The sequence below is a fragment of the Streptomyces sp. NPDC001549 genome, from assembly GCF_042894025.1.
GTDB classification, from domain to species: domain Bacteria; phylum Actinomycetota; class Actinomycetes; order Streptomycetales; family Streptomycetaceae; genus Streptomyces; species Streptomyces kutzneri.
In genome coordinates this window covers 41845-67369 of record NZ_JBIAVJ010000024.1, presented here as the reverse complement: position 1 = coordinate 67369, position 25525 = coordinate 41845, and the positions used below count along the sequence as shown (strand labels likewise).

Annotated in this window: 29 protein-coding genes; 9 read left to right on the top strand and 20 right to left on the bottom strand. The window is 70.6% G+C overall.

Going from position 1 to position 25525, the window contains the following annotated elements; genetic code table 11:
* The first annotated feature begins 98 nt into the window (after positions 1-98).
* Complete coding sequence (locus tag ACFY04_RS32010; protein ID WP_389122129.1) at positions 99-887, top strand: DUF4190 domain-containing protein; 789 nt, start codon at positions 99-101, stop codon at positions 885-887.
* A gap of 57 nt (positions 888-944) precedes the next feature.
* Here ACFY04_RS32010 and ACFY04_RS32005 read toward each other — a convergent pair whose 3' ends face one another.
* The 4 genes from ACFY04_RS32005 to ACFY04_RS31990 all read right to left on the bottom strand — a co-directional run bounded on the left by ACFY04_RS32005 (position 945) and on the right by ACFY04_RS31990 (position 4769).
* The gene (locus ACFY04_RS32005) at positions 945-1790 is read right to left on the bottom strand and encodes a helix-turn-helix domain-containing protein (RefSeq protein ID WP_389122128.1); all 846 of its coding nucleotides are present in this window, start codon (positions 1788-1790) and stop codon (positions 945-947) included.
* Between the two features lie 422 nt (positions 1791-2212).
* Positions 2213-3025, bottom strand: a complete 813-nt coding sequence (locus ACFY04_RS32000) for a hypothetical protein (protein WP_389122126.1) — start codon at positions 3023-3025, stop codon at positions 2213-2215.
* 83 nt (positions 3026-3108) lie between these two features.
* A complete protein-coding gene (locus ACFY04_RS31995) occupies positions 3109-4062 on the bottom strand; it encodes a hypothetical protein (RefSeq protein WP_389122124.1) in 954 nt (317 codons plus the stop codon).
* Positions 4059-4769 carry an ABC transporter ATP-binding protein gene (locus ACFY04_RS31990; RefSeq protein WP_389122123.1) on the bottom strand — a complete coding sequence of 237 codons (711 nt, stop codon included), beginning with the start codon at positions 4767-4769 and terminating at the stop codon, positions 4059-4061. Before ACFY04_RS31990 ends, ACFY04_RS31995 begins: the two co-directional genes overlap by 4 nt.
* Positions 4770-5178: 409 nt before the next feature.
* On the opposite strand from ACFY04_RS31990, the gene ACFY04_RS31985 reads away from it, so the two are divergent.
* The 4 genes from ACFY04_RS31985 to ACFY04_RS31970 are packed head-to-tail and all read left to right on the top strand — an operon-like array spanning position 5179 to position 7658.
* Positions 5179-5622 carry a hypothetical protein gene (locus ACFY04_RS31985; RefSeq protein WP_389122121.1) on the top strand — a complete coding sequence of 148 codons (444 nt, stop codon included), beginning with the start codon at positions 5179-5181 and terminating at the stop codon, positions 5620-5622.
* Positions 5619-7019 (top strand): hypothetical protein, encoded by a 1401-nt coding sequence (locus tag ACFY04_RS31980; RefSeq protein WP_389122119.1) that lies wholly within the window; start codon positions 5619-5621, stop codon positions 7017-7019. Before ACFY04_RS31985 ends, ACFY04_RS31980 begins: the two co-directional genes overlap by 4 nt.
* Complete coding sequence (locus ACFY04_RS31975) at positions 7016-7336, top strand: hypothetical protein (protein ID WP_389122118.1); 321 nt, start codon at positions 7016-7018, stop codon at positions 7334-7336. The genes ACFY04_RS31980 and ACFY04_RS31975 overlap by 4 nt, the downstream gene beginning before the upstream one ends.
* A gap of 7 nt (positions 7337-7343) precedes the next feature.
* A complete protein-coding gene (locus tag ACFY04_RS31970) occupies positions 7344-7658 on the top strand; it encodes a hypothetical protein (RefSeq protein WP_389122117.1) in 315 nt (104 codons plus the stop codon).
* Positions 7659-7701: 43 nt separating this feature from the next.
* Here ACFY04_RS31970 and ACFY04_RS31965 read toward each other — a convergent pair whose 3' ends face one another.
* The 6 genes from ACFY04_RS31965 to ACFY04_RS31940 all read right to left on the bottom strand — a co-directional run bounded on the left by ACFY04_RS31965 (position 7702) and on the right by ACFY04_RS31940 (position 14147).
* The gene (locus tag ACFY04_RS31965) at positions 7702-9600 is read right to left on the bottom strand and encodes an SMI1/KNR4 family protein (protein ID WP_389122115.1); all 1899 of its coding nucleotides are present in this window, start codon (positions 9598-9600) and stop codon (positions 7702-7704) included.
* Between the two features lie 119 nt (positions 9601-9719).
* A complete protein-coding gene (locus ACFY04_RS31960; protein ID WP_389122113.1) occupies positions 9720-11042 on the bottom strand; it encodes a dicarboxylate/amino acid:cation symporter in 1323 nt (440 codons plus the stop codon).
* 371 nt (positions 11043-11413) lie between these two features.
* Positions 11414-11686, bottom strand: coding sequence for a DUF4229 domain-containing protein (locus tag ACFY04_RS31955; RefSeq protein ID WP_389122276.1), 273 nt, complete (start codon positions 11684-11686; stop codon positions 11414-11416).
* Between the two features lie 156 nt (positions 11687-11842).
* Positions 11843-12367 (bottom strand): GNAT family N-acetyltransferase, encoded by a 525-nt coding sequence (locus tag ACFY04_RS31950; protein ID WP_389122110.1) that lies wholly within the window; start codon positions 12365-12367, stop codon positions 11843-11845.
* Positions 12368-12467: 100 nt separating this feature from the next.
* Entirely contained in the window at positions 12468-13631 is a 1164-nt protein-coding gene (mqnE, locus tag ACFY04_RS31945) for an aminofutalosine synthase MqnE (RefSeq protein WP_150258694.1), read from the bottom strand.
* Positions 13632-13691: 60 nt separating this feature from the next.
* Positions 13692-14147 (bottom strand): Lrp/AsnC family transcriptional regulator, encoded by a 456-nt coding sequence (locus ACFY04_RS31940; RefSeq protein ID WP_389122108.1) that lies wholly within the window; start codon positions 14145-14147, stop codon positions 13692-13694.
* 123 nt (positions 14148-14270) lie between these two features.
* On the opposite strand from ACFY04_RS31940, the gene ACFY04_RS31935 reads away from it, so the two are divergent.
* Entirely contained in the window at positions 14271-14408 is a 138-nt protein-coding gene (locus ACFY04_RS31935; protein WP_189733807.1) for a hypothetical protein, read from the top strand.
* On the opposite strand, the gene ACFY04_RS31930 is transcribed toward ACFY04_RS31935, so the two are convergent.
* Positions 14405-15094, bottom strand: a complete 690-nt coding sequence (locus tag ACFY04_RS31930; protein ID WP_373038216.1) for a UbiX family flavin prenyltransferase — start codon at positions 15092-15094, stop codon at positions 14405-14407. The genes ACFY04_RS31935 and ACFY04_RS31930 overlap by 4 nt on opposite strands.
* An 86-nt stretch (positions 15095-15180) precedes the next feature.
* On the opposite strand from ACFY04_RS31930, the gene ACFY04_RS31925 reads away from it, so the two are divergent.
* The gene (locus ACFY04_RS31925; RefSeq protein ID WP_389122106.1) at positions 15181-15789 is read left to right on the top strand and encodes a rhomboid family intramembrane serine protease; all 609 of its coding nucleotides are present in this window, start codon (positions 15181-15183) and stop codon (positions 15787-15789) included.
* A gap of 5 nt (positions 15790-15794) precedes the next feature.
* Here ACFY04_RS31925 and mqnP read toward each other — a convergent pair whose 3' ends face one another.
* Genes mqnP through ACFY04_RS31910 form a run of 3 tightly spaced genes read right to left on the bottom strand, consistent with a single transcriptional unit; the run spans position 15795 to position 18645 of the window.
* On the bottom strand, positions 15795-16718 hold the full coding sequence (gene mqnP, locus ACFY04_RS31920) for a menaquinone biosynthesis prenyltransferase MqnP (protein ID WP_389122104.1): 924 nt from the start codon (positions 16716-16718) through the stop codon (positions 15795-15797).
* On the bottom strand, positions 16715-17191 hold the full coding sequence (locus tag ACFY04_RS31915) for a hypothetical protein (protein ID WP_389122103.1): 477 nt from the start codon (positions 17189-17191) through the stop codon (positions 16715-16717). The genes mqnP and ACFY04_RS31915 overlap by 4 nt, the downstream gene beginning before the upstream one ends.
* Positions 17188-18645, bottom strand: a complete 1458-nt coding sequence (locus ACFY04_RS31910) for a menaquinone biosynthesis decarboxylase (RefSeq protein ID WP_301368058.1) — start codon at positions 18643-18645, stop codon at positions 17188-17190. The genes ACFY04_RS31915 and ACFY04_RS31910 overlap by 4 nt, the downstream gene beginning before the upstream one ends.
* 91 nt (positions 18646-18736) lie before the next feature.
* Here ACFY04_RS31910 and ACFY04_RS31905 point away from each other — a divergent pair, with 91 nt between their 5' ends.
* Positions 18737-19042: a PLD nuclease N-terminal domain-containing protein gene (locus tag ACFY04_RS31905; protein ID WP_373038206.1), complete on the top strand. Its 306-nt coding sequence runs from the start codon at positions 18737-18739 to the stop codon at positions 19040-19042.
* A gap of 67 nt (positions 19043-19109) precedes the next feature.
* On the opposite strand, the gene ACFY04_RS31900 is transcribed toward ACFY04_RS31905, so the two are convergent.
* Positions 19110-19475, bottom strand: coding sequence for a cupin domain-containing protein (locus ACFY04_RS31900; RefSeq protein WP_389122101.1), 366 nt, complete (start codon positions 19473-19475; stop codon positions 19110-19112).
* A gap of 97 nt (positions 19476-19572) precedes the next feature.
* On the opposite strand from ACFY04_RS31900, the gene ACFY04_RS31895 reads away from it, so the two are divergent.
* A complete protein-coding gene (locus tag ACFY04_RS31895; RefSeq protein WP_389122099.1) occupies positions 19573-20037 on the top strand; it encodes a MarR family winged helix-turn-helix transcriptional regulator in 465 nt (154 codons plus the stop codon).
* 21 nt (positions 20038-20058) lie between these two features.
* Here the strand turns inward: ACFY04_RS31895 and ACFY04_RS31890 are convergent, their stop codons facing one another.
* The 5 genes from ACFY04_RS31890 to ACFY04_RS31870 all read right to left on the bottom strand — a co-directional run bounded on the left by ACFY04_RS31890 (position 20059) and on the right by ACFY04_RS31870 (position 25481).
* A complete protein-coding gene (locus ACFY04_RS31890; protein ID WP_389122096.1) occupies positions 20059-20562 on the bottom strand; it encodes an SRPBCC domain-containing protein in 504 nt (167 codons plus the stop codon).
* Positions 20563-20587: 25 nt separating this feature from the next.
* On the bottom strand, positions 20588-21694 hold the full coding sequence (gene ccsB, locus ACFY04_RS31885) for a c-type cytochrome biogenesis protein CcsB (protein ID WP_389122094.1): 1107 nt from the start codon (positions 21692-21694) through the stop codon (positions 20588-20590).
* Positions 21691-23403, bottom strand: a complete 1713-nt coding sequence (locus tag ACFY04_RS31880) for a cytochrome c biogenesis protein ResB (RefSeq protein ID WP_389122092.1) — start codon at positions 23401-23403, stop codon at positions 21691-21693. Before ACFY04_RS31880 ends, ccsB begins: the two co-directional genes overlap by 4 nt.
* 111 nt (positions 23404-23514) lie before the next feature.
* On the bottom strand, positions 23515-24156 hold the full coding sequence (locus ACFY04_RS31875; protein ID WP_389122091.1) for a TlpA family protein disulfide reductase: 642 nt from the start codon (positions 24154-24156) through the stop codon (positions 23515-23517).
* 89 nt (positions 24157-24245) lie between these two features.
* A complete protein-coding gene (locus ACFY04_RS31870; protein WP_389122274.1) occupies positions 24246-25481 on the bottom strand; it encodes a hypothetical protein in 1236 nt (411 codons plus the stop codon).
* Between the last annotated feature and the right edge of the window lie 44 nt (positions 25482-25525).

Sequence of the window (25525 nt, the reverse complement as noted above, 5' to 3'; positions counted from 1 at the left end):
ATGGGCGGCGTAAAGACCACGGGCAGGCATGCGTCGGTGCGTTGCGACTGCCGGGCCGTTTGACGCGTCTCACCCTCTGAGCAAGGAGCTCTCCACGCATGTCCATACCACCGCAGCCTCCGTCGTCCCCCGGCCCGTACGGACAGCCCGGACCGTACGGACAGCCGGGGCAGCCCGGTCCCCTGCCGCACGGCGCCGGACCGCAGGGCTGGTACCCGCCGCAGCCGCAGAAGACCAACACGCTGGCCATCGTCGCGCTCGTCATGGCGATCGTCTGCGGGATCCCGCTGGTCCCGATCATCCTCGGTATCGTCGCCCTCTCCCAGATCAAGTCCCGCGGCGAGAAGGGCAAGGGCCTCGCCATCGCGGCGATCGTCGTCCACGGCCTGGTCATCGTGCTGTGGGGCGTCATCGTGGCCCTCGGACTCTCCGGAGCGCTGGAGGACATCGCCAAGGAGAAGCGCGACACCGGCGGCCAGGTCACCGGCCCGGTCTCCAGCGGCGTGAACGAGATCCGCAAGGGCGACTGCTTCAACACGAACGACGATCTGGCCCAGTACGACGACAAGGACGGCAGCCAGGCCGCCCGCTCGGTGCGCATCGTGCCCTGCGACCAGCCGCACAAGGGCGAGGCCTACGCGGTCTTCGACCTGGACGGCGGAGCGTACCCGGGCACGGAGAAGGTCACCAAGGCCGCCGAGGAGAAGTGCAGCGGCACCGACCTCACCTCGTACGTGGGTAACGACCCGAAGATCTCGGAGAAGCTGGAGGTCTACTACTACTACCCGCAGGCCGCCACGTGGATCCTCGGCGACCGCGAGGTCACCTGCTTCGTGGGCGACCCCAGCGGCCCGACCACCGGCTCGGTCCGCGCCGCCGGCTCCTGACCCGCACGGTCGGGCCGGCCGAGGACGCCGGCTGAGGACGCCGGCGAGGCCGCCCGCTCACGCCGCCGCCGCGTCCTCCTCCGGCGGGCAGTCCCGGCAGCGGCCGGGGTGGGGGGCGCGGAAGGCGCGGTCGCAGCCGCCGCAGTTCTGCAGCGGGTCCGGCCGCCTGGCGTCCCTGACCACCGGAGCCGCCGGGGCCGGAGGCAGGTGCGGTGGGCGCAGCGCGGTGAGCCGGTACGCGAGTACGGACGCGGGGCGCCGCATCTCCTCGGGAAGGTCGGCGGACAGGGCCCTCGATACCGCCTCGGGTGTGACCCCGCGCTCCAGCCAGACCGATACGTCCGGCGCGAGCTGCCGTACGTCGCGCTCGGAGAGCAGGAGTCTCGGGTCGTAGCGCCTGAGCCCGGCGAGCAGTTCGGCCGCACCGGGGCGCACGCGCCGGGCGGGCGGCGGGGCAACGGCTTCCGGCCCGGGCGTCGGCTCGGGCGTCGGCTCGGGCGTCGGCTCGGGTGCGGGCCCGGATACGGGCTCGGGCTTCGGCTCCGGTGCGGGTTCCCGGGCCGGCGGCGGAGGCGGGGGCGGAGGCGGGGGCGGCGGCGGGGGCGGCGGCGGCTCTGCCGAGGTGGTCCCCGGCTTGTTGTACGAGTACGTCCGGGTCGCGACCCGCCCGTTCGCCAGTTGGTCGGCCCGCCGCTCCAGGTAGCCGTGCCGCTCCAGCTCCCGCAGGGCGGACCCGATCCGGATCTCCCCCTCCGGGAACCGCGCGGCCAGCGCCTTGATGCCGACCGGTGTCCCCTCCGGCAGCGACTGGATGTGCGCCGCGATGCCGATCGCCGTCGCCGACAGCTCCCGGTGCTGCAGGAGGTGGTTGCCCACCACGGTGTAGTGACTCGTGTGCCGCACGTTGACGTGGATGACACCGGATCGGGGGGTCGGGGAGGGAACAGCGGACGGGACGCGCGAGGGCGCGCTAGGGTGCTCGAGAGCCATGGGGAAGCGTCTACTTCCTACGATGGTCAGGCCCTCGGCCGGGATTCGCCGTCCCGTCGGGGGCCGTCTCATGTCTGCGGTGGTCGGGGCGAGCATATGCCCGCCAACCCGTATGAAATCCAGTCCGGTTGGCACGATTCACCCGACCGAGCGACGCGGCCCCGTCCGCCGGGGTGGGGTGGGGTCGGTTGGTCCTTTTCCCCCGGTTCTTTGGGTCTTTATGCGTCTGAGCCCGCCGGATCGCGGACCTTCGCGACACGGTCCAGGGGCCTTCTCCCCGACACCGCCCCGGGCCGCGTCGCGGACCCTCGCGACCCGGCCGGAGCAGCCGGAAGTCAGTCGATGGGGCGGAGCACGCGCTCCGAGCGGAGCAGGAGCTGGGCGAGGAGGGCGGCGGCCGCGGTGCAGCCGGCCACCAGGGCCGCGCCGACCGCAGGCGAGCGCTCCGATGTCGCCTGGACCCAGAAGTAGAGGCGGTACTGAGCCTCACCCGGCAGGGACATCAAGCCGGCGATCCACGCGTGGGGGACGAACGGGCCGACCGGGAGGAGCAGCAGCGGGGCGGTCACGAGCCAGGGGCCGATGCCCAGCGCCAGGGCTCCGATGGAGTTGCGGAGAACCGCCGCGGCGCACCACCCGAGGGAGAGGTACAGCGTCTGCGTCAGGAGGGCTCCGCCCGTGGCGGTGAGCGCCTCGGCCCAGCCGGCCGATCCGGCGTCGGCCATGCCGAGGGCGGGCGTACCGGTGTCGAAGGCGGTCGGTGGCCGGATCGGGGTCGGCCGGAGGGCCGCCATCCCCCGCATGACGATCCACAGGGTCAGGCCGTTCACCAACTGCACCACGGCGAGGAACACGACGGCCGCGCAGAGCCTGCGCCCGTAGAGGACGTGGCTCCGGTGCTCGTACAGCCGGAGCACGCCCCATGTGCCGCTCTCGATGAGCTGGGCCCCTCCGACCGTCACGATCACCGTGGCGAGGAGGAGCCCGCCGAAGGTGGATGACTGCCAGGCCGCGGCGCGCAGCGCGGAGGCGGGTTCGACCAGGGCCCCCACCGTGGGGTGCTGGGCGCCGTACTGCGCACCCCCCCACCATTTGAGGGCGCCTGCGGCTGCCGTGGCCACGATCAGCAGGACGGCGGTCAGGTACACCGGAGGCACCCGGAGGACCCGGAACTCGCCCGTCCAGACGATTCCCCGCCGATACCGTGGGCGCCTTCCCGCGACGGTCCCGCTCACACCAGGTCCCGGGTCCGGGAGCGGTGGTGCTGGAAGGCACAGAGCAGGGCGATGCCCACGAGCGTCGGCACGGCCCGCAGCAGGGCGGGTGCCGTGGACGGGTCGGTGGACGTCCACAGGTGATCCCACACGCTGTCGACTCCGCCGAAGCCGACCAGGTCGGAGAGGGCGCCGCCGGGCAACCACGCGCCCACTCCGGGGATCCCGGAGGTCTGCAGCACGAGCAGCAGGAGCACCATGCCCACGAGAGCGGTGCGCAAGGGCAGGCGGATGAGTGCCGCGAGCACCACGGCGGTGGCCGCGGCGCCCGCCAGGACCGCGGCGCCCGCGAGAAGGACCGTGGCCGTCTCGGCCAGGACCCGTCCCAGCGGACCGGGAGACGGCAACGGGAACGCCGAGCGGGCGTAGAGCACGCCGGCGGTTGCCGTCACGGCCGACGAGGCGGCCACCAGGGTGAGCATCCACATCCAGACCGCGACCGCTTTGGCGGTCAGCAGGCGGCCGAGCCGGGCCTCGTGCAGGAGGCGGGCGACGATGCTCCCCCGGCTCCACTCGCCCGCGACGAAGAACGCCGCCACCAGGACGACCAGCACCAGTCCCGGGACGGATGTCGCGAGCTTCGTGGTCCAGGTCAGGGCGGCCACGGGGTGTTGTCCGTTGGCCGCCCGGCGGCCCTGCTCGGTGAAGGACACCTCGTACCGCCGCAGGGTCTTGAGTCCGTAGGGGACGTCCTTGCGGCAGGCGGTCTTCTGCTCGGGGGTGTTCAGGGTCGTCTCGCACCCCTGGGCGACGTCCTCGATGTTGTGCCGGACGGACGCGAGACTCGCCGACGCGGAACTCTGGCTGCCGAGAGCGCAGTAGAGGGATCCGAGGACGAAGAGGACGGCGAGCGTCATCGCCAGGGGGTGGCGGCACAGCCGACGGTATTCCCCGAGGATCAAAGGCTTCATCGGGCACCTCCGCCGCGGTGACCGACCAGTCCGAAGAACCAGTCCTCGAAGGCGTCGGGTCCGCCGGCGGGGTCGTAGCCGAGCTGTTCCAGGGTTCCGGCGGCGGCCACGCGGCCGTCCGCCACCATGATCACGCGATGGCAGATGCGCTGGATCTCGTCCAGTTGGTGGCTGGAGACCAGGACGGTGGCGCCGCGGGCCGATTCCTCGGCGATGACGCGACGGACCATCCGCAGGCCCTCCGGGTCGAGGCCGTTGGTGGGTTCGTCGAGGATGAGGAGGTCCGGCTTCTTCAGCAGGGCCGCGGCAAGAGCGAGCCGCTGCCTCATTCCCTGGGAGTAGGTCCCGACCCGTTTGCCGGCCGCGTGGGCGAGACCCACGCGCTCCAGCACCGCTCCGGTCCGGCCGGCGTCGGGGCGTCCCGTGCTTTCGAGCAGCATGCGCAGGACCGCACGGCCCGTGAGCCAGCGGGGGAAGGAGGGCGCGTCGAGCGCGGCGCCGATCCGGGCGAGCTGCGCGGGTCGCATCGGCAGCGGCTCGCCGAACAGGCGGATGTCACCGGAGCTCGGCCGTGCGAGCCCGGTGATCAGACGCATGAGCGTGGTCTTGCCGGCGCCGTTGAGGCCCAGGAGGCCGACGATCTCACCGGCCTCCAGGCTCAGGCTGACCCCGTCGAGCACGGAGTGCTGCCGGAATCTCTTGGTCACATCGCGACAGGAAAGAACGGTCATCGTGCACGCACCACTTGCTGTAGCCGTACGCCGCATGCGCGGCGGGCGCCGAAGAAGAATCCCGCCCCATCGGCGACGGGACCGGGTGCCCGGTCGGCGGCACGCCATGCTGCTATGAAGATCATTCAAAGGTCAAGGAGCGAGATCGTCACGCCGCGGGGCCGCCCCCTCCCGAACCGCCATCAGGCTGCGGAACCGGGCCAGTTGGCTGGCGAGGGGCGATGACAGGACCGCCGCGCCGGTCCGTTGCGGAACCGGACGGCCGCCTACCGCGTCTCCGGTCCATATCGGCACCGCGAGGTTCCGTTGGCGGAAATCCCCGTATTAGCATGGACATGACCAGCTGATTCTGGCCATGTCCAGTTATCAACTATCCAGGGGATACATGTCGTTCGACGCGGAATGGGCCGGGCACAAGGCCGCCGTCCTCGCACAGCAGTCACCCGTCATGCGCCTCAACCACGCGCCGGCGGACGGCAGCGCGCCGGGGAGCCCCGCCGGGAGCCTGGTGGCCGGGGCCGCCTCCATCAACGGCAACGCCAACCTGCTGATCGAGATCGCCGCCCTCCTCCACGAGGGCCGGCCCGACGGCGACGCCGGCACGATGGCCCGCGCGCCGCGCGCCCACGGCGACGTCTCGGCGCAGGTCCTGCGCTTCGCCCAGTTCGCCGACGACCAGTTCAAGGACACGATCGGCCTGTTCGCCGCCCTGGCCACCCGCCTGAAGACGGCCGGCACCAGCTTCGCCCAGGTGGACGACGGCACCGCCCGGTCCTTCCTCGCGGGCCTCCTCGAATCGGGGCAGTACGTGAAGCCGGAGGCCAAGTGAGCGGGCTCAGCCATCGCAAGGACGTCCAGTTCCTGGAGGAGTGCAACCCGGCGCTGGTCGAGCGCAACGCCGCCGAGTTCAAGCGCCTGCGCGATCTGCTCGTGCAGGCCGAGGAGCCCGCCCGGCGCGCCGAGACCGCGGAATGGCACAGCGACAACAGCCACACCTACACCTCGCGCCTGGCCGAGGCGCGGCAGCTCGTACAGCACATCGCCGAGGGGTACGACAAGGCCGCGAGTGCCCTGCACGCGTACGCGGCGGCCCTGACGACCGCCAAGTCCCACTACGCGAACGGCAAGGGCTCCGAGCGCAAGCTCGCCGCCCTGATCGCCACGAAGGGCACCGCGGTCACCCGCACGGCCCAGGAGGCGGAGCCGATGTGCCAGTGGGAGGACATGCGGGCGACCACCGGATTCCTCGACGGTCTCGCCGAGCTCACGATGGACGTGGACGACATCCGCGACGAGGCCAACCGCCTCCACGACGACGCGGGCGGCAACTTCCACCTGGCGAAGACCACCGAGCAGGAGGCGCGCAGCTCTTGCGTCCACGCGCTGAAGCAGGCGTACGAGCTGCTGCCCGAGTTCAGGCTGAAGGGCGGTGCGAGCGGGGTCGACCTCTACGCGGCCATGGCCGACATGCGCCGCGAGGCGGCGGAGGCACGCGCCAACCCCCTGACCCATCTGCCGGGCAGCGGACCGAAGAAGGAGATGACCGGCCCGGTGGGGCCGGACACCCCGGTCTCCCCGCAGCTGCGCGACATCCGGATGCGGGTCGCCGGACTGCCGGGGGATGCCGCCGACAACTACTGGATCCCCCTGGTCACCGACGGCATGCACGCGGACTGGATCTCCCAGAACAAGGAGGTCCTGCGGGCGGCGGCCAAGAACGCGGGCCTGCCGGAGGAGCTGGTCGCGGGCGTGGCCTGGCAGGAGATCGGCGGCTACCAGCCCGGCCTGCTGGACGACGTGACCGGCACGATCCGCGAACAGGCCGCGGCCCCGTGGGGCCTGAGCCCGGTCACCCCCGAGAACCTTCCGTGGCGGCTCGGCGGGAAGCTGGACGAAACCTCGTACGGGCCGATCGCCATCCAGCTCCGGCGCGGCGCCGAAGTGCTCGGCTACGACCCGGCGAACCTCACCGACCACCAGCGGACCCTGGTGGAAGAGGCGCTCCAGGACCCCAAGCAGAATGCCTTCATAGCGGCCGGCTTCCTGGCCCAGATCAAGGCGGAGAGCGGTCTCGCCGACGTCCCGGCCGATCAGATGACGGAGGCCCAGATGCGGGAGATCGCCGCCCGCTACAACGGAGGTCCCTACTGGGACCTCCCCAAGGCCCAGGGCTACGGTGACCGGTTCGTCGGGAACCTCGCCCAAGCGAAGGACGCAATGCGATGACGTACCCCGGCGAGAGCATCGACCTGCCCGAGGACCGGGGCTGCCTGCGGTGGGTACTGGGCGTTCCGCTCGGGATCATCCACCTGCTGAACACCGCCGCCGTGTTCGGGGCCCTGTTCGCCGGGCCCCGGGGCGAGTGGGACGACCAGGGCTACGAGAACGTCGGCGCGCTGTGCCTGGTCTCCGTCTCCCTGAGCGTGCTGGGCCTGCTCATCACCGCGATACCGAGCGTGCGCCGGGCCATGGGCCCGTGGTGGCTCGCCCCGCCCCTCCTCCTCGGGCTGACCGCGTACATCCGCGGCGCGACGCTCGGCTGAGGCGCGCATGAGGCTCCCGCGCGAGAACATCGACCTGCCCGAGGACCGCGGCTGCCTGCAGTGGGTCCTCGGGATACCGCTCGCCCTCTCCTACATCCCCGCGCTGTTCACCTGCTACGTCGCCCTGTCGATGCGGCCGGAGCCCCGCGACGACCTGCTGCGCGAGGACGTCCGCTTCCTGGCCGGCTGCTGCCTGGTGCTGTGCCTCGCAGGACTGCTGATCACCATCACCCCGCTGTTCCGGCGGACCATGGGCCGATGGTGGTTCGCCCTGCCGTTCCTGCTGGCGACGGTCGCCTACGTCCGCGCGCAGACGGTCTGACCGGAGGAAGGCCGCAGGTCCGCGCCCGTCGGCACGCGGCATCTCAGCTGATGCTGACCACGGCGTAGCCCTCCCCGTTCCTCGGCGGCCGCCGCCACGAGCGGGTGGTGAACGTGTGCAGCCGTCCGAGCGTGAGCGCGTGGCGCGGCAGTCGGACACCGAACTCGGCGGTCACGGCCTCCAGCAGCGGCCGTTCCGTCCCGGTGGCCTCCGCCCGGGTGCCGAAGAACCGGTCCGGGTCCAGCGCCCCTGGTATCTCCCCGGTCCGGCTGATCTCCCCGTCCGCGTACGTGAAGGCGTACTGCTCGGCTCCGTCCCGCGCCACGGAGAGATGGAAGAACGGGTCCCCGCGCCAGTCCCGCAGACCGCACCAGACGACCACCGCGCGGGTGCCCGCGCCGGCGGCCGCAGCCGGGGAGACGAACCGCTGCGGGTCGAAATACGGAGGGTTGCCGTCGAAGGCGAAGCTCCACCGGGTGCCGGCCCGGCCGACCGCCACGAGGGCCTTGTCGTCGTAGGACGAGAACTCCCGCCGTCCGTCGATCAACAGGTGGCGGGCTTCGTCGTAGGTCATGGGATCACTGAGCACGGCCTCGCCGCCTTCCGCGAGGCGTCCGGGAAGGTCCTCCGGCTCCACGTCTTCGACCAGGACGAACCGGTAGGACGTGAGGCTGTCGTGGGGGCCCAGGTCCGCCGGCCACGCCAGGTCGTCCGGGTCGAGTCCGGCCGTCGGGCCCGGTGCCTCACCCGCCTGCCCGCCCCTGGGGGTGGACAGCAGCTCGCGGCCCCGTTCCGGGGTCAGCAGGGTTCCCAGCAGGGGGTCGGCCACCCACCCCAGCGGCGCCAGGTGGTCGGGGCCCAGCGGCTGCCATACCGGCAGGGCGTCCATCAGCGTCCGCCACGCGCCGTCGGTGTCGCCCCAGCGCGCCAGCTCCCGTGCCCGCTCGACCGCTTCCCCGAACGGCCCGGCCGCCGTGTACCGGTACGTGCCGCCTCGCACCTGCTCCAGCGTCGCGTACGCCAGCGACACCACGTCGTCACCGGCTCCCCGCAGGTGGTACTTCAGCGTGGAGTCGTTCCTGTACGACTGGACGGCATGGTCGATGACCAGCACCGGCAGCAGCTCGGGCGCGTACCGCGGGTCGGTCACCACGTCCTCGAAGTACACCATGCCGGTCTGTCCCAGCAGGCGGCGTATCTGGTCGCCCAGCCCGGCGGCCCGCGGTCTGCCGTACCCCTTGGCCTCGTCCAGCGTGTGCGTGGCGCGTTCCCCGTGACCGCGCAGCGCCTCCAGCCGGGCCTGTTCCATCAGGGCGTCCAGCTCGCGCGTCGTGTCGTTGGCGAACTCCGGCTCCCCGTCGGCCGCGCGTGCGCGCAGGCTGTGGAACTCCCGGTGCATGTCCCGCATGAACGCGACGAAGTTCGCGTACCGCTTGGGCGCCGTGCCGTGCCAGCTCGCCGACACGTACACGGCCCACTCGCCGTCCTCGTCCACGTCCTCGGGATCCAGGAGGACGACGGCCGCCTGGTACTCGACGTTGAGCTGGAGCCCGCGCCGCCAGATGCCCGCGGCCCGCCGAGCGGCAGGTCCGGCGTTGTCGTCCAGGTACCCCTCGTACATGTCCGCGAGCCCGTACGCGTCGTCGTGCCAGCGCGCGTCCGTGGTCCCCGCCAGCACCCGGACGAACCCGCCGGCGTGCCGCCACCCGTCACAGACCGCCAGGAACTCCCGGTACGACGGGGGCATCCGTCGGCCGAGGCGCTCCTCCATGGCTGCGATCCGCTCCTCGGACGCGGGCGGGAACCCCAGCCACCGATCCCGCCGGGCGGCTTCGTCCTCCTCGTCCCGCGCCTTGTCGCCGGGCAGGGAATCCGACCACTCCCCGCTCCAACGGAGCAGGAACGGGCGCCAGTCGAACGGTGTCGTATCCGTCTTCGTCATGCTCCCGATGCTGCCATCCGCCGCTGACAGTGCTCCGTGGTGCCTGCCGCGGTCGGCGCGAACGCCGCAGCCCCCGCCCGGTCGGGGCGGGGGCTGCGGCAGGTGGTGTGCGGTGCGGGTCAGGCGGCCGCGACCACGGCCGGCTCGGCGGCCGGGGCGGGCTCGTCCAGCGAGGAGGCCGAGGCGGAGGCGTAGGCCTCCTTGTCCAGGATCCCCTCGCGGGCCGCGACGATGACCGGGACCAGAGCCTGGCCGGCCACGTTGGTGGCGGTGCGCATCATGTCCAGGATCGGGTCGATCGCCAGCAGCAGGCCGACGCCCGCGAGCGGCAGGCCCAGGGTGGACAGGGTCAGCGTCAGCATGACGGTGGCGCCCGTCAGGCCGGCCGTGGCGGCGGAGCCGATGACCGAGACGAAGACGATGAGCAGGTACTCCTTGATGCCGAGCTGCACGTCGAAGATCTGCGCGATGAAGATGGCGGCGAGGGCCGGGTAGATCGCGGCGCAGCCGTCCATCTTGGTGGTGGCGCCGAACGGGACGGCGAAGGAGGCGTACTCCTTCGGGACGCCGAGGCGCTCGGTGACCTTCTGGGTGACCGGCATGGTGCCGACCGAGGAGCGGGAGACGAAAGCCAGCTGGATCGCGGGCCAGGCGCCCTTGAAGAACTGGAGCGGGCTGACCTTGGCGACCGTCGCGAGCAGCAGCGGGTAGACGCCGAACATCACGAGGGCGCAGCCGATGTAGACGTCGGCGGTGAAGGTCGCGTACTTGCCGATCAGGTCCCACCCGTAGGTGGCGATCGCGGTGCCGATGAGCCCGATGGTGCCGATCGGGGCGAGGCGGATGACCCACCACAGGGCCTTCTGGAGCAGCTCCAGGGCGGATTCGGCGAGGTCGAGGACCGGCTTGGCCTTGGCGCCGATCTGGAGGGCGGCGATTCCGGCGACGACGGCCAGGAAGACGATCTGAAGGACCTTCAGCTCGGTGAACGGCGTGACGATGTCCGTCGGCACGATCCCGGTGAGGAAGTCGATCCAGGAGCCGGTCTTCTTCGGGTCCTTGCCGTCGGCCGCGGTGAGGCCGGTGCCGGAACCGGGGTCGGTCAGCAGGCCGATGGCGATGCCGATGCCGACCGCGATCAGCGAGGTGATCATGAACCAGAGAAGGGTGCGGGAGGCGAGGCGCGCCGCGTTGTTCACCTTCCGCAGGTTGGTGATCGACACCAGGATCGCGAAGAAGACGAGCGGGGCGATGGCCAGCTTCAGCAGCTGGACGAAGATGTCGCCGGTCTTCTCCAGCGTGGTGCCGAGCCAGCTGATGTCCTGGCTGCGGGCTATCCAGCCGAAGAGGACACCGAGGGCGAGACCGGCGACGATCTGGGCCCAGAAGGGAAACTTGAACGAGGCCTTGGCAGGGGCCTGGGGGGTCGCGGACACGGACACTCTCCGGAGGTGGCGCACGAAGACAGGGGGGAAGTACTGCGGTGGTGAAGCGGTGCGGCAGCAGCCAGAAGGGCCGGCCGGGACGGCTGCTGTATCGATTCAGCTCAACAGCAACAGGCCGCGGACGCGCGGCGGCAGAGGTCGACGTGCAGGCGCATCGCGAGCGGAACGCTCGTGATCATGGGGTGCGCAACTGGGGTCAACATGTTGAACACGCTAACACTTCCCCTTTGGGAATCTCAAAGGGGTGCTTTGAGACAACGGCGCACGAGGCCCTCTTGCGCAGGCCCGGAAAACACCACCGCCCCAGCGTTACGGGCGGTATACCCGGAGCTGGGGCGGTTCGATGTGTGATGAAGCCAACTGGGGCGTTACGAGGCCACCCGCGCCGCGTCGTCCGCCCGGTCCTCCTGGCTGCGGTTCGCGGCGAGCCGCTCCTTCGCACCCGCGACGCGCCCGGAGATCTGCGTGGACATCGCGTCGCGCTGCTTGCGCAGAAGGACGAAGGAGAGCGGGGCGGAGATCACGATGGCGAGCAGCACGACCCAGGCGGCATTGGCCTCCCCGAGCCCTGCGGGCACCCAGCCGAGCCGGACGAGGCCCGCGACGGCGACGAGGCATCCGACGAAGATGCCCAGGCGCATCGCGGTGTAGCGGATCGTTGCGCTGGTCTTGAGGGACACGGTGACCCCTTCTCTCTCGTCGTGGTCTGCGGCGGCCGGTGCCCGGTGCCCGTCAAGTGAAGCACGCCGGGGTGCGGCCGCGGCCCTCCGGGGTCCGGCCGCGGGCAGGACCGCGTGTCAGTGCAGCGGCAGCAGCATCGTGATGTCGTCGCGGTCGTCGCCCGGGGCCACCCGGATGGCGCCGGGGACGCGGCCGACCTCCTTGTAGCCGCAGGAGGCGTAGAAGTGCTCCAGGCCGTGACCGCCGCGGCAGCCGAGGCGGATGGCGTCGATGTTCCCGACGGAGCGGGCCGCGGCCTCGGTGGCGGCCATCAGCTCGCGCCCGTACCCCTTGCCCTGATGGCGCGGATGGACCATCACCGTGTAGGCCCACAGCCAGTGGAGCTGGAGCCGGTGCGTGTTGTGGGTGAGGAAGGCGGTCGCGGCGACCGTCCCGTCCTCGTCGGACCCGAGGACCAGTCGGCAGCTCCCGTCGGCGACGCCGGCGAGGTGGCTGTCGAGTGCGGGGCGGATGTCGTCGGCGGTGACCGGGGGCACGAAGCCCACGGCGCCGCCCGCGTTGGAGACGTCGGCCCACAGCGCCAGGATCCCCTCACGCAGGGAAGGGCCGACGACCGGGTCCAGGGTGAAAGTAAGAGTCACTCCACAAGATTATCTATTACCTCATGGGCCCGTCCAGAAAAAGCCGAACCCCGGCCCACGGGCCGGGGTTCAACTCATCGGGAAGCGGTCGGACGAGGCGTCAGACGCGCATCGCCTGCGGGGTCTCGCGCAGGTTCGCGTCCGGACCGGGGTACTCGCGGATGATCTCGTAGCGCGTGTTGCGCTCGACCGGGCGGAAGCCCGCTTCCCGGATCAGCTCCAGCAGATCGTCACGGCCCAGCTTGTTCGGGGTGCCGTAGTTGTCCGCGTCGTGCGTGATCTTGTACTCGACGACCGAGCCGTCCATGTCGTCCGCGCCGTGCTGCAGCGCGAGCTGGGCGGTCTGCACACCGTGCATCACCCAGAAGACCTTGACGTGCGGCACGTTGTCGAAGAGCAGTCGCGAGACGGCGAAGGTCTTCAGCGCCTCGGCGCCGGTCGCCATCGTCGTACGCGCCTGGAGCTTGTTGCGCACCTTGCCGTCCTGCATGTCCACGAAGTCGTGCTGGTACCGCAGCGGGATGAAGACCTGGAAACCGCCGGTCTCGTCCTGGAGCTCGCGCAGCCGCAGCACGTGGTCCACGCGGTGGCGCGGCTCCTCGATGTGCCCGTAGAGCATGGTCGAGGGGGTCTTGAGACCCTTCTCGTGCGCGAGCCGGTGGATGCGCGACCAGTCCTCCCAGTGGGTGCGGTGGTCGACGATGTGCTGCCGGACCTCCCAGTCGAAGATCTCCGCACCGCCGCCGGTGAGCGACTCCAGGCCGGCCTCGATCAGCTCGTCGAGGATGTCGGAGGCCGACATCCCCGAGATCGTCTCGAAGTGGTGGATCTCGGTCGCCGTGAACGCCTTCAGCGAGACGTTCGGCAGCGCCTTCTTCAGCTCGGAGAGCGAGCGCGGGTAGTAGCGCCACGGCAGGTTCGGGTGCAGGCCGTTGACGATGTGCAGCTCGGTGAGGTTGTCGTTCTCCATGGCCTTGGCCAGGCGCACGGCCTCCTCGATGCGCATCGTGTACGCGTCCTTCTCGCCCGGCTTGCGCTGGAACGAGCAGTACGCGCACGAGGCGGTGCACACGTTCGTCATGTTGAGGTGCCGGTTGACGTTGAAGTGGACGACGTCACCGTTCTTGCGCGTGCGCACCTCGTGGGCGAGGCCACCGAGCCAGGCCAGGTCGTCCGACTCGTAGAGGGCGATACCGTCCTCACGGGTCAGCCGCTCGCCGGAGCGGACCTTCTCCTCCAGCTCACGCTTGAGCCCAGCGTCCATGTGCCGGTCGCCTCCTCTAGATGCCTCTGCCTGTCCTGCGAACCCTGGCCAACCGTACTCTCAGGCTTCCTCGGGAAGTTCCCCGACCCGGTTCTCCCACTTGGTGGAGAGCACGATGGTGGTGCGGGTGCGCGATACGCCCTTGGTGCCGGAGAGCTTCCGGATGATCTTCTCCAGGCCGTCCACGTCATTGGCGCGCACCTTGAGCATGAAGGAGTCGTCGCCCGCGATGAACCAGCAGTCCTCGATCTCGTTGAGGTCGCGCAGCCGCCGGGCCACATCCTCGTGGTCGGCGGCGTCGGACATCGAGAGTCCGATCAGCGCCGTGACGCCGAGGCCGAGCGAACGCGAGTCCACCGTCGCGCGGTAGCCGGTGATGACGCCGGCCGTCTCAAGCCGGTTGATGCGGTCGGTGACGCTGGGGCCGGAGAGGCCCACGAGACGGCCCAGCTCCGCGTACGAGGCACGACCGTTCTCCCGGAGTGCCTGGATGAGCTGCCTGTCCACCGTGTCCATTTACGTGGAGCCTTCCATTATTCGGCGATCCTGCAAGTCTAGGTATAGAATCTAAGGCACACAGGGTCAACACCCTGTGAAATCTTTCAGCTGATCAATAACGATCTTCAGGAGTGGTTCACCGTGTTCACGATCGAGATGGCCTACGCACACATGCGGGAGCTCCAGGAGCTGGCCAACCGATCCCGTGCCCACCAGCCCGCCGCGGCCCACCGCGTCGACAAGGCCCGCAAGCCGCTGGGCCGCAAGAAGAAGGCCTAGTCACCGGCGCTTGCCTCCCGGGGAGTACGGGAGCCTCCCAGCTCCCCCTCCCAGCGGCGGTACAGCTGGTGCGGCACACCTGCCGCGTCCAGCACCCGCCCCGCGACGAAGTCCACCAGATCCTGGATGTGCGTCGCACCCGTATAGAACGCCGGAGAGGCGGGCAGCACGATCGCGCCCGCCTCGTCCAGCGCCACCAAGTGGCGCAGCGTCTGCCCGTTCAGCGGGGTCTCCCGCACCGCGACCACCAGCCGGCGCCGTTCCTTGAGCGTCACGCTCGCCACGCGCTGGAGCAGGTCCTTCGACAGTCCGAGCGCCACCCCCGCCACGCAGGCCGTGGACGCGGGGACGATGAGCATCCCCTTGACCGGATACGAGCCCGAACTCGGGCCCGCCGCCAGGTCCCCCGCACCCCAGTACCGGACGTCGTCCAGCTCCGGCCGCGCGAAGGTCTCGGGCTTCCCGTCGGCTCCACGTCCCAGCCACTCCCCCAGGTCCTCGCGCCAGTGTGCGTCACGGAAGGCGATTCCGGTCTCGTCCAGCAGGGTGAGGCGGGAGGCGCGGCTGACCACCAGGTCGACACTCTCCCCCGCGGCCAGCAGCCCGCGGAGCACCGCCGCCGCGTACGGCGTCCCGGACGCTCCGGAAACCCCGACCACCCACGGGGTGCGCTTGCGCTCAGTCATACCTCCGAGACTATCCGGCCACCACCGATGGGCACTCAGTAAGGTGTCGGGACGTTCCCGTGACGGGACGCGACGAGGGGGCGAAGATGAGCACGACGGTGGAACCGGGCTGGACGCAGGCCGACCGGACCAAGGCTGCGGCCAAGCTGATGCTGGGCTGGGTGGCCCTGCTGTGGGCCCTGGAGGCCGTCGACTACGCCACCGGCCACGCCCTCGACCAGTACGGGATCATCGCCCGCGACCCGGGCAGCCTGACCGGCGTCGTCTCCGCGGCCTTCCTCCACTTCGGCTTCGACCACGTCGCCTCCAACAGCGTGCCGCTGCTGGTCCTCGGCTTCATAGCGGCCCTGTCCGGGATCCGCCGCTTTCTCGCGGTGTGCGGCCTGATCGTGCTGGGCGACGGCCTCGGCACCTGGCTGATATCCCCGTCCGACACCCTGACGCTGGGCGCCTCCGGCGTCGTCTTCGGTCTCTTCGGCTACCTGCTCGTGCGCGGCTTCGTGGAGCGCAAGGTGCTGGGCGTGGCGGTGGCCGTGGGCGTCACCGCCGTCTGGGGCACCTCGTTCTTCGCCGGCATCCTCCCGACGAACACGGGCGTCAGCTGGCAGGGCCACCTGTGCGGGCTGGTGACGGGCATCGTGACCGCCCTGTACTTCCGCCGCCCGGCCCGCCGGCAGCCCGCCCTCACCGGCTGAGGCAGCTAGAAGGTCAGGCCTCGAACCGCCAGGTCTGCCAGGGCGCACACGAACAGGGCCATGCCGATGAAGCCGTTGACCGTGAAGAAGGCGCGGTTCAGGCGGGACAGGTCGTGCGGGGTCACGATGGTGTGCTCGTAGAAGAAGGCGACGACGACGATCGCCAGGCCCACCCAGAACAGTGCGCCCGCGTCGGTGGCGAGCGCGTACCAGGCCAGCAGGGCCGTGGTCACGACGTGCGCGCCGCGCGCGCCCCAGAGGGCCGCCGGGACGCCGAAGCGGGCCGGGACGGACTTGACGCCGTCCGCGCGGTCCGAGGCCACGTCCTGGGAGGCGAAGATCAGGTCGAAGCCGCCGATCCACACGCCCACCGCCAGCCCCAGGATCACCGCGTCCCAGGACCACTCGCCGGTGACGGCCAGCCAGGCCCCGATCGGTCCTATGGCCTGGGCCAGGCCCAGGATGGCGTGCGGGAAGTTCGTGAACCGCTTGCCGTACGGGTACACCACCATCGGGATCACCGCGACGGGCGCCAGCATCAGGCAGAGCGGGTTCAGCAACGCCGCCGAACCGAGGAAGACGACGAGCGCGATCCCGGCTCCGGTCCAGGCCGCGCGGACCGACACCGCGCCGGTGACCAGCTCGCGGTCGGCCGTGCGCGGGTTGCGGGCGTCGATCTCGCGGTCGATGATCCGGTTCGCGGCCATCGCGAAGGTCCGCAGACCCACCATGCAGAGGGTGACGAGCAGCAGTACGCCCCAGTGGACGTGCCGGTCGAGCTGGAACATGGCGGTGAACGCCGCGATGTAGGCGAAGGGCAGCGCGAAGACCGAGTGCTCGATCAGCACGAGCCTCAGAAACGCCTTGACCTTGCCGGTCGGCTGCGGCGCCGGGTCCCGCCCGATGACCTCGTCGGCGGTCGTCATCATGCGAGGGCTCTCCGGAATTCTTCGAGGCCGGCCAGCAGTTCCGCCGCCGGGAGCGCACCGAGCTCCAGGGTCTGGGGTGCGGCGGCGCCGTCCTCCTCGTCCTCGGGCGGGGTGACCCGGGCGGTCAGCCGCCAGGCGTCGGCCGCCGGGCGGGCGTCGATGCGCAGGAAGTCCCCGGCCTCGACCGTGAACGGCTCGCCCGAAGCCAAGGCGGCCTGGAGCTGCTCCGCGAAGCCGTCCGCCTCGACGTCCCGCGCGCCAGGGAGCTCGAACTCACCGTGGCCGGCGCCGTCCTCGTACATCAGCGCCCAGACGTCGCCGGATCCGGCGAACTCCTCGGGTGTGACGCCCGTCTGCTCGGCGGCCAGCCGGACGCCCGGGTCCGCCGGGTCGATCTTCGGGCGCAGCAGGGCCACGTAGACCTCGCCGGCGCCGAGGAAGAGCTCGGGCCCCCCCACGACAATCGGGCTCACAGGCCGTACTCCTTCCAGCGGCGGTCCACCAGGGCAGCGGTGGCCGGGTCGGACTCCACCATGTCGGGCCAGCCGCCGTCGCGGGTGTAGCCCTCCTCAGGCAGCTTCTTCGTGGCGTCGATACCCGCCTTGCCGCCCCAGAACTGCTGGTACGAGGCGTGGTCCAGGTGGTCCACCGGTCCCTCGACGACGGTGAGGTCGCGGGAGTAGTCGGTGTTGCCGAGGGCTCGCCAGGAGACCTCGTGCAGGTCGTGGACGTCGCAGTCCTTGTCGACCACGATGATCAGCTTGGTCAGCGACATCATGTGCGCGCCCCAGATGGCGTGCATGACCTTCTGCGCGTGCTTCGGGTACTTCTTGTCGATCGAGACGATCGCGCAGTTGTGGAAGCCGCCCGATTCCGGGAGGTGGTAGTCCACGATGTCCGGCACGATGATCTTGAGCAGGGGCAGGAAGAACCGCTCCGTCGCGCGGCCGAGCGGGCCGTCCTCGGTCGGCGGCCGGCCGACGACGATCGACTGGATGAGCGGACGCCTGCGCATCGTCACGCAGTCGATCTTCAGGGCCGGGAAGGGTTCCTGCGGGGTGTAGAAGCCGGTGTGGTCGCCGAAGGGACCCTCCGGGAGCATCTCGCCGGGCTCCAGCCAGCCCTCGATCACGACCTCCGCGTTGGCCGGGACCTGGAGGGGGACCGTCTTGCAGTCGACCATCTCGATCCGCTTGCCCGCGACGAAGCCGGCGAAGAGGTACTCGTCGATGTCGCCCGGCAGCGGCGCGGTGGACGCGTACGTCACCGCGGGCGGGCAGCCGAAGGCGATCGCGACCGGCAGCCGCTCGCCCTTCGCCGCGGCGACGGCGTAGTGATTGCGGCTGTCCTTGTGGATCTGCCAGTGCATGCCGATGGTGCGCTTGTCGTGGCGCTGGAGCCGGTAGAGGCCGAGGTTGCGGACGCCGGTCTCGGGGTGCTTGGTGTGGGTCAGGCCGAGGTTGAAGAAGTCGCCGCCGTCCTTGGGCCAGGTGAAGAGGGCCGGGAGCTGGTCGAGGTCCACGTCGTCGCCGGTGAGGACGACCTCCTGGACGGGCGCGGAGTCGCCCTTCACCTTCTTCGGCGGCACGTGCACCATCGAGCCGAGCTTGCCGAAGGCCTCGCGGACCCCGATGAAGCCCTGCGGGAGCTCCGGCTTCAGCAGGCCGCCGATCTTCTCGCTGATCTCGCCGTACGACTTGAGGCCGAGGGCCTTCAGGAGGCGGCGGTCGGTGCCGAAGACGTTCATGGCCAGCGGCATCGCCGAGCCCCTGACGTTCTCGAAGAGGAGCGCCGGGCCCCCCGCCTTGTTCACTCTGTCGACGATCTCCCCGACCTCCAGGTACGGGTCGACTTCGGCCTTGATGCGCTTGAGGTCGCCCTCCCGCTCCAGAGCCCGGAGCAGCGAGCGGAGATCGTCGTAAGCCATAGGGGTCAGTATCCGTCACCAACTACCCTGGAGGCGTCACCGGGGCCCTGACGCGGGCCCCCCGTCACTGACTGGGAGTCGGTCCCACACCGTGCTGCGCTATCTGCCGTTCCTGCTGATCCTCGCGCTGACCATCTACGCCTTCATCGACTGCCTGAACACTCCGGAGGCGGAGGTGAAGCACCTCCCCAAGGTGGTCTGGGTGATCATCATCCTGCTCTTCTCCATCGTGGGGCCGGTCGTGTGGCTGTTCGCGGGCAAGGACCGGGTGGCCTCGGGCGGGGGCCGGGCGCGCCGGACGCAGTGGGTGGCGCCCGACGACAACCCGGAGTTCCTGAAGTCGCTGCGCGACGAGCAGGAGAAGAAGGACAAGGACCAGGACAAGGACCAGGGCTAGGTCCAGGGCTAGGTCCAGGGCCGGACCGGGGCCGGGTCCTGCGCGTCCACCCGCCCTGCGCGGGCGTCTAGCACGCCCACGGCAGCACGCGGGTGCCCTCCTCCCCCGGGACCGAGACCACGCCGTCCGCGCGCATCACGACGTAGGCCTCGAAGGTCTCGGCGGCGTGGATGCGGCGCACCGTGTCCGGGGGCAGGACGAGGGTCCGGCCGGCGGTGACCTTCTCGGTGCGGCCGGCGCAGGTGACCTCCAGGGAGCCGGCGGTCAGGGTCCACACCTGCTCGCGGCTGACGGAGTGCTCGGGGCCGGTGCTGCCGGCGGGCATGGCCACGTGCCAGCTGCTGAGCTCGGAGCTGCCGCGGCTGGGGGCGGCGAAGCCGGTCATGGTGGCGTTGGGGGTGGCGGTGACGTTCTCGGGGGAAGCGCTGATCACGTGCAAGGCGGGTCCTCGTCTTCTCACGGCATGCGAGTAAAGCTCCTTTACTTCGAGTGAGTAAAGCAGCTTGACTCGACCGTGTCACCATATTTGCGTGACGAGAGACGAGAACGAGGGCGTCGAGCTGCTGTTCCTGCTCGGCCTGGGCTTCCAGATGCTGCTGGGGGAATTCACCCGGCGCGTCGCCGAGGCCGGATACCCGGACCTGCGGCCGGTGCACGGCATGGCCTTCCAGGCCCTCCAGGGCGACGGCGCGACCGCCACCGAGCTCGCCGAGCGGCTCGGGGTGACCAAACAGGCCGCCGGACAGATCGTCGACGACCTGGAGAAGCGCGGCTACGTGCGCCGCGAGCCGCACCCCGGGGGCGGCCGCCGCAAGCTGGTGGTCCTGACCCCGGCGGCCCGTGACCACCTCGCCGTCGCGGGCCGGATCCTGCACGAGCTGGAGGCCGAACTGGGCCGCGGCACCGACCTCACCGCCCTGCGCGAGGGGCTCGGGCAGGTCGTGCGCACCTTCCACGGGGAGGGGGGACTACCGCCGCTGCGTCCGGTGTGGTGAGAGCGGCCTGCGGGACGGGCCTCAGGCGCGGGCGAGGGAGGCGTAGGCCTCGCGCAGGGCCGCCCAGCGGGTGTCCGTCCAGGCGGACCAGTCCGCCGGCCGCCCGGCCAGGGCGGAGTCCAGCAGCTCGAAGTGCTCGTGCCAGCCCGCCAGGCAGTCCAGGCGCTCGTCCTCCGGCCCGCCCCGCTCGTTCACGAACCGGATCACGGTCGAATCGGTCCCGACGGGCTCCAGGTGGAAACGGATCCGCCCGTGCTCGGTGACCGTGTACTCGGCGACCCGCTCCACGTCCCAGGCGGTGACCCGCCCGGTCGCCACGGTCCCGGTGTTCAGCCAGCGCAGCGTGATCGCCCCGCCGAGCCTGCGCTCCAGGACGTCCGCCGCCGCCAGCCAGCCGCGCAGCCCGTCCGGCGTGGTCAGGGCGGGCCACAGGGCCGCGTAGGCGTGCGGCAGGTGCAGCTCGAAGCGGAGCAGCCAGTGGTTCTCGCCGCGCTGCTCGCTGGTGGCATGGCTCACGAGCGTCATGCCACCAGCGTCCCACTCCCGCCGGTCAGACGCCCGCGTACGAGTGCTTGCCGCTGAGCAGGATGTTCACGCCGTAGTAGTTCCAGATCCAGCAGGCGAAGGCGAAGAGCGCGAGGTAGGCGGCCTTGCGGCCCTTCCAGCCGGCGGTGGCACGGGCGTGCAGGTAGCAGGCGTAGGCCACCCAGGTGACGAAGGACCAGACCTCCTTGGGGTCCCAGTTCCAGTAGCGGCCCCAGGCGTCGCCGGCCCAGATCGCGCCCGCGATGATCGTGAACGTCCACAGCGGGAAGACGGCCGCGTTGATGCGGTACGAGAACTTGTCGAGGGAGGCCGCCGAGGGCAGCCGCTCCAGCACCGAGCTGCGGAACCTGCCCGGCGTGCGGCCCGCCTCCAGCTGGCTCTCGTAGGAGTCCCGGAAGAGGTAGAGGACCGCGCCCGCGGCGCCGATGTAGAAGACCGCGCCGCAGAAGATCGCCGTGGAGACGTGGATCCACAGCCAGTACGAGTGCAGGGCCGGGACGAGCTGGTCGCTGTCGGTGTAGAGCCAGGTGACCGCGATGCCGAGGTCCAGCAGGACGGTGGTGACCAGGATCAGGCCGAGCCAGCCGACGTTCTTCTTCAGGGCGAGCAGCACCAGGTACACGCCGACGGCCACCGTGGAGAAGGTGATCGAGAACTCGTACATGTTGCCCCAGGGGGCCCGCTCCACCGACAGGGCGCGGGCGACCACCCCGGCCGCCTCGACGAGGAAGGCGAGCGCGGTCAGCGAGACCGCGATCCGCCCGTACAGGTCGCCCTGCACGGTGCCGCCGGCGGCGCCGGGGCCGTCCGGGACGTCGCGGGTGCCGGCGGCGGAGCGGGTGGTGACCTTGGGCTGGTCGAGGACGGCGGTGGCCCCGCCCTTGCCGCGGACCTGCACGGCGGGGGCGGCCGCGGCCGCTCCGGCCGCGGCCGCGGCCTCCTTGGCGCCGGTCAGCGCGGCGGCCGTACGGCCCACCTTGCTGCGGCTGCCGAAGGTCCACTCGGCGATGTGCGCGAAGAAGGCGAGCATGTAGACCGCCATCGACGAATAGATCAGGTAGTTGCTGATCTCAGCCAGGTTCTCGTTGGCTGCGGCTGCGAGCGGCGTCATCCGCGCTCTCCTTCAGGGGTTTCTTCTACACGTGGTTCGGCCATTGCGGCAGGCGCCGTGGGCGCCTGCCGGTGCAGCTGGGCGGCGAGCTCCGCCAGCTCCTGCGGGAGCCTGGTGGACTCGCTGCGGCCCAGGCCCGCCATCTCGACGACGGTCACGCCGTCCTTGCCGGTCACCGCGCGGACCCAGATCCGCCGGCGCTGGATGAACAGCGATCCGGCCAGGCCCGCGATGGCGGCGATCGCACCCGTGAGGGCGAGGCCGCTGCCGGGCTGGTGGGTGACGGAGAAGGTGGCCCACCGCTCGATGCCCTCGAACTTCACGGTGCCCGCGCCACCCGGCAGGGTCATCGTGTCGCCGGGCGCCAGCTTCTGCTTGAACTGCCCGCCCGACTCGTCCTTGAAGGGCTCCATCTTGGTGGTGGTGAGCCGGTAGACGTTCTGCGGCAGACCCGAGTCCACGCCGAGGCTGCCGTGCCAGGCGTTGAGCATGAGCTGGGGGTTCAGGAGGGCGGGGAACTGCGAGAACATCGTGCCCATGCCCTCACCGGCGAAGCTCGGCACGAAGACGGCGTTGAAGCCGAGCTGCTCCTTCTTCCCGTCCTTGTCCTTGTAGCCGTCGGTGACCTTGACGGCTCCGGTGGAGGTGAGGTTGGCGTCCTGCGGGAGCATCGGCACGGCGTCCTTGAAGATCACCTTGCCGGTGGAGTCGGTCACCGAGACGATCGGCGCGTAGCCGTGGCCGAGCAGGTAGACCTTGGAGCCGTCGACCTCCAGGGGCTTGTTGACCTGGATCTCACGCTTCTGCGGAGCGCCGTGGGCGCCGTCCGAGAAGGTGACGTACGCCTTGAAGTCGCGCGGGGTGCCCCGCTGCGGGCCGGTCATCTCGTACGTCGCGTCGAACCGGTCCAGCGTGAAGCTGAACGGCGGCAGGTCGTCCGGGTCGAAGAGGGTGCCGGACTTGAAGTCGTCGTACTGGGTGAGCGTGTTCGAGAAGCCGGTGCCGCGCAGGACCAGCTTGCCGCCCTCGGACTTGAAGTACTGGCCCCAGGCGAAGGCCACCAGCATCACGATCAGCGCGACGTGGAAGATCAGGTTCCCGGCCTCGCGGAGGTAGCCCTTCTCCGCCGCGACGTGGCCCTCGCCGGCCTCGGTGCGGAAGCGGCTGCCGCGGAGCACCGTGCGCGCGTACGAGAGGACCTCGTCCGGGGTCTTGCCGGTGCGCCAGGTGGTGTGGGCGGGCAGCCTGTCGAGGCGCCGGGGGGCGGCCGGCGGGCGGCCGCGGAGCTGGCCGACGAACTGCCAGGAGCGCGGCACGATGCAGCCGATGAGCGAGATGAACAGCAGCAGGTAGATCGCGGAGAACCACACCGAGCTGTAGACGTCGAAGAGCTGGAGCTTGTCGGCGACGGTCACCCAGGAGGGGTTGTCCCGCTTCCAGTCGACGACCTTCATCGGGTCGACGTTGTTCTGCGGGATGATCGAACCGGGGATGGCGCCCAGGGACAGCAGGAAGAGCAGGATCAGCGCCACCCGCATGGAGGTGAGCTGCCGCCAGAACCAGCGGGCCCAGCCGATCACGCCGATGCCGGCGGCCGGCCCGGTGGGGCTGTCCTCCAGCGGGGCGGTGGAGAGCTGGGCACCTGCCGCGGCGTCGGTGGGGTCCGCCGCGGCGGACGTGTCGGTGCTCGCTTTGTCTGTCGTACTCATGTGCCTTTAGTCCTCAGATCCCCACCGTGAAGCCTTGGGTCCCGCTCTGCCTGTCGCTGACGATGCTGTCCCACGAACCTGTGATGCGGAACATCCGCATCACCCACGAGGTCACTTCTCCGCGAGGACCGGGTCGACCATCGACCGCAGCTGCTCGTCGTTGATCGGGGCCAGGGTGCGGGCGGCGATCCTGCCGTCCTTGTCGAGGACGATCGTGGAGGGGATGGCGTTGGGGTTGAGCGTGCCCTTGGGGAAGCGGAGCATCAGCTTTCCGGCGGGGTCGTAGAGGCTCGGGTAGGTGATCCCGTAGTTCTCTTCGAAGGCGATCGCGTTCTGTTTGCTGTTGTCGCGCGTGTTGATCCCGACGAAGGCGACGTCCTTGCCGGCGTCGGCGTACTCCTTGGAGACCGTCGCGAAGTACTTGGCCTCGTTGCGGCACGGCGGGCACCAGGAGCCCCACACGTTGAGGACCACGACTTTGCCCTTGAGCGTGGTGGTGTCGAGGGTCCCGTCGTCGACGGTCTCGCCGTCGAGCTTGGGGGCCTCGGCGCGCTCCTCCTTGGACACGGTGGAGATGCCGCTCGCACCCGAGACGTAGTTGCCGCCGGACCCGCTGACCGGCTTGCCGCCGTCAGGACCCCCGCACGCCGACAGCGTGAGGGCGCCGGCCAGGGTCGTCACGGCCAGCAGGGTGGCACGGCCGCCGGTCGAGCGGCGGCTACTACGACGGATACGCGCGCGGCTAAGGCTCATGTGAAAAGTTTCGCATGAGCAATTCGCGGATCTTCCGCACCCCCCGGAGCGGTGCCCGCGCCCTGGTCAGGCGAGGCTTCGCGGTCCGGTCAGGCGGCGGTCATGTACGCGCTCCAGCCGCCGGCCGGCGACTGGCCCGGGCCGAGGCCCCGGAGCCTGGCGAGCACCTTGGGGTCCTGGACCTCCAGCCAGTCGGTGAACTGCCGGAAGGACACGAGCCGTACGTCCCTTTTGTCCGCCATGCCTTTGAGTGCCTCCTCGACGGCATCCATGTAGATGCCGCCGTTCCACTCCTCGAAGTGGTTGCCGATGAACAGGGGCGCGCGGTTGGTCTCGTAGGCCCGCCGGAAGCCGCCCAGGTAGGTGGCCGAGGCCTGGGTGCGCCAGCCCGGGTAGTTGGCGGGCACGCCCCTCGTCGTGCTCTTCGACTGGTTGGCGAGGATGTTGTAGTCCATCGAGAGGACCTCGAAGGAGTGCCCGGGGAACGGCAGGGACTGCAGCGGCAGGTCCCAGATGCCGGACCTGCGCACCGGCCAGACCTGGAGGCCGCCGGGAGAGCTGGAGTCGTAGCGCCAGCCCAGCCGCCCGGCCGTCGGCAGCAGGCCGTCCCGGCCGAGGAGGCAGGGGGTGCGGGCGCCCTTCAGTTCCCTGGCGTAGTCGAAGGGCAGGGGTTCGAGGTCGGTGAATCCGGTGTTCGTGCGCCAGTTGGTGACGAACGACACGGCCTGGTCGATCTCGCGCTGCCAGTCGTCCGGCGTCCACCTGCCGACCGAGCCGGAGCCGGCGCAGAAGTGGCCGTTGAAGTGGGTGCCTATCTCGTGCCCGTCGAGCCAGGCCTGGCGCACGTGGGTGAGGGTGGAGCGGACGTTCTCGTCCTTGAGGTAGCCGATGTCCGAGGCCCCGACGGGGTTGTTCGGCGGCCGGTAGAGGTGCCGCTTCGACTCGGGCAGCAGGTAGATGCCCGAGAGGAAGAAGGTCATGGCCGCGCCGTGGTCCTTGGCGAGCTTGAGGAAGCGCGGGAAGAGACCGTTGCCGATCTCCCCCGCGCCGTCCCAGCTGAAGACGACGAACTGCGGCGGGGTCTCGCCCGGCTGGAGCGGCACGGGCGCGTCCGGCTGGTTCGGCTGCGGGCCGGTGTCGGCGGTGGAGCCGTCACCGATGGGCCTGGCCGCCGGCTTCTCACCGGGTTTCGGGTTCTTCGGGTTCCTGGCGGGTCCGGGAGCGCCGGGACCGGACGTGTCCGATGAGCCGCAGCCCGCGATTCCCATCGCGGCGGCCGCACCGAGTCCCAGTCCCAGCAACCCCCTCCGACTGACTCCCCTGATGTCGCGCATGTCACCGTCCCCACTGTCGACCACCCATACCGACC

Coding starts and splice junctions, on each gene's coding strand:
- ACFY04_RS31965 (WP_389122115.1), bottom strand. CDS start 9,600: ATGACGAAGACGGATACGACACCGTTCGACTGGCGCCCGTTCCTGCTC.
- ACFY04_RS31970 (WP_389122117.1), top strand. CDS start 7,344: ATGAGGCTCCCGCGCGAGAACATCGACCTGCCCGAGGACCGCGGCTGC.
- ACFY04_RS31910 (WP_301368058.1), bottom strand. CDS start 18,645: ATGGCTTACGACGATCTCCGCTCGCTGCTCCGGGCTCTGGAGCGGGAG.
- ACFY04_RS31890 (WP_389122096.1), bottom strand. CDS start 20,562: ATGACGCTCGTGAGCCATGCCACCAGCGAGCAGCGCGGCGAGAACCAC.
- ACFY04_RS31875 (WP_389122091.1), bottom strand. CDS start 24,156: ATGAGCCTTAGCCGCGCGCGTATCCGTCGTAGTAGCCGCCGCTCGACC.
- ACFY04_RS31940 (WP_389122108.1), bottom strand. CDS start 14,147: ATGGACACGGTGGACAGGCAGCTCATCCAGGCACTCCGGGAGAACGGT.
- mqnE (WP_150258694.1), bottom strand. CDS start 13,631: ATGGACGCTGGGCTCAAGCGTGAGCTGGAGGAGAAGGTCCGCTCCGGC.
- ACFY04_RS31975 (WP_389122118.1), top strand. CDS start 7,016: ATGACGTACCCCGGCGAGAGCATCGACCTGCCCGAGGACCGGGGCTGC.
- ccsB (WP_389122094.1), bottom strand. CDS start 21,694: ATGACGCCGCTCGCAGCCGCAGCCAACGAGAACCTGGCTGAGATCAGC.
- mqnP (WP_389122104.1), bottom strand. CDS start 16,718: ATGATGACGACCGCCGACGAGGTCATCGGGCGGGACCCGGCGCCGCAG.
- ACFY04_RS31995 (WP_389122124.1), bottom strand. CDS start 4,062: ATGAAGCCTTTGATCCTCGGGGAATACCGTCGGCTGTGCCGCCACCCC.
- ACFY04_RS31880 (WP_389122092.1), bottom strand. CDS start 23,403: ATGAGTACGACAGACAAAGCGAGCACCGACACGTCCGCCGCGGCGGAC.
- ACFY04_RS31985 (WP_389122121.1), top strand. CDS start 5,179: ATGTCGTTCGACGCGGAATGGGCCGGGCACAAGGCCGCCGTCCTCGCA.
- ACFY04_RS31930 (WP_373038216.1), bottom strand. CDS start 15,094: ATGACTGAGCGCAAGCGCACCCCGTGGGTGGTCGGGGTTTCCGGAGCG.
- ACFY04_RS32010 (WP_389122129.1), top strand. CDS start 99: ATGTCCATACCACCGCAGCCTCCGTCGTCCCCCGGCCCGTACGGACAG.
- ACFY04_RS31955 (WP_389122276.1), bottom strand. CDS start 11,686: ATGCGCCTGGGCATCTTCGTCGGATGCCTCGTCGCCGTCGCGGGCCTC.
- ACFY04_RS31925 (WP_389122106.1), top strand. CDS start 15,181: ATGAGCACGACGGTGGAACCGGGCTGGACGCAGGCCGACCGGACCAAG.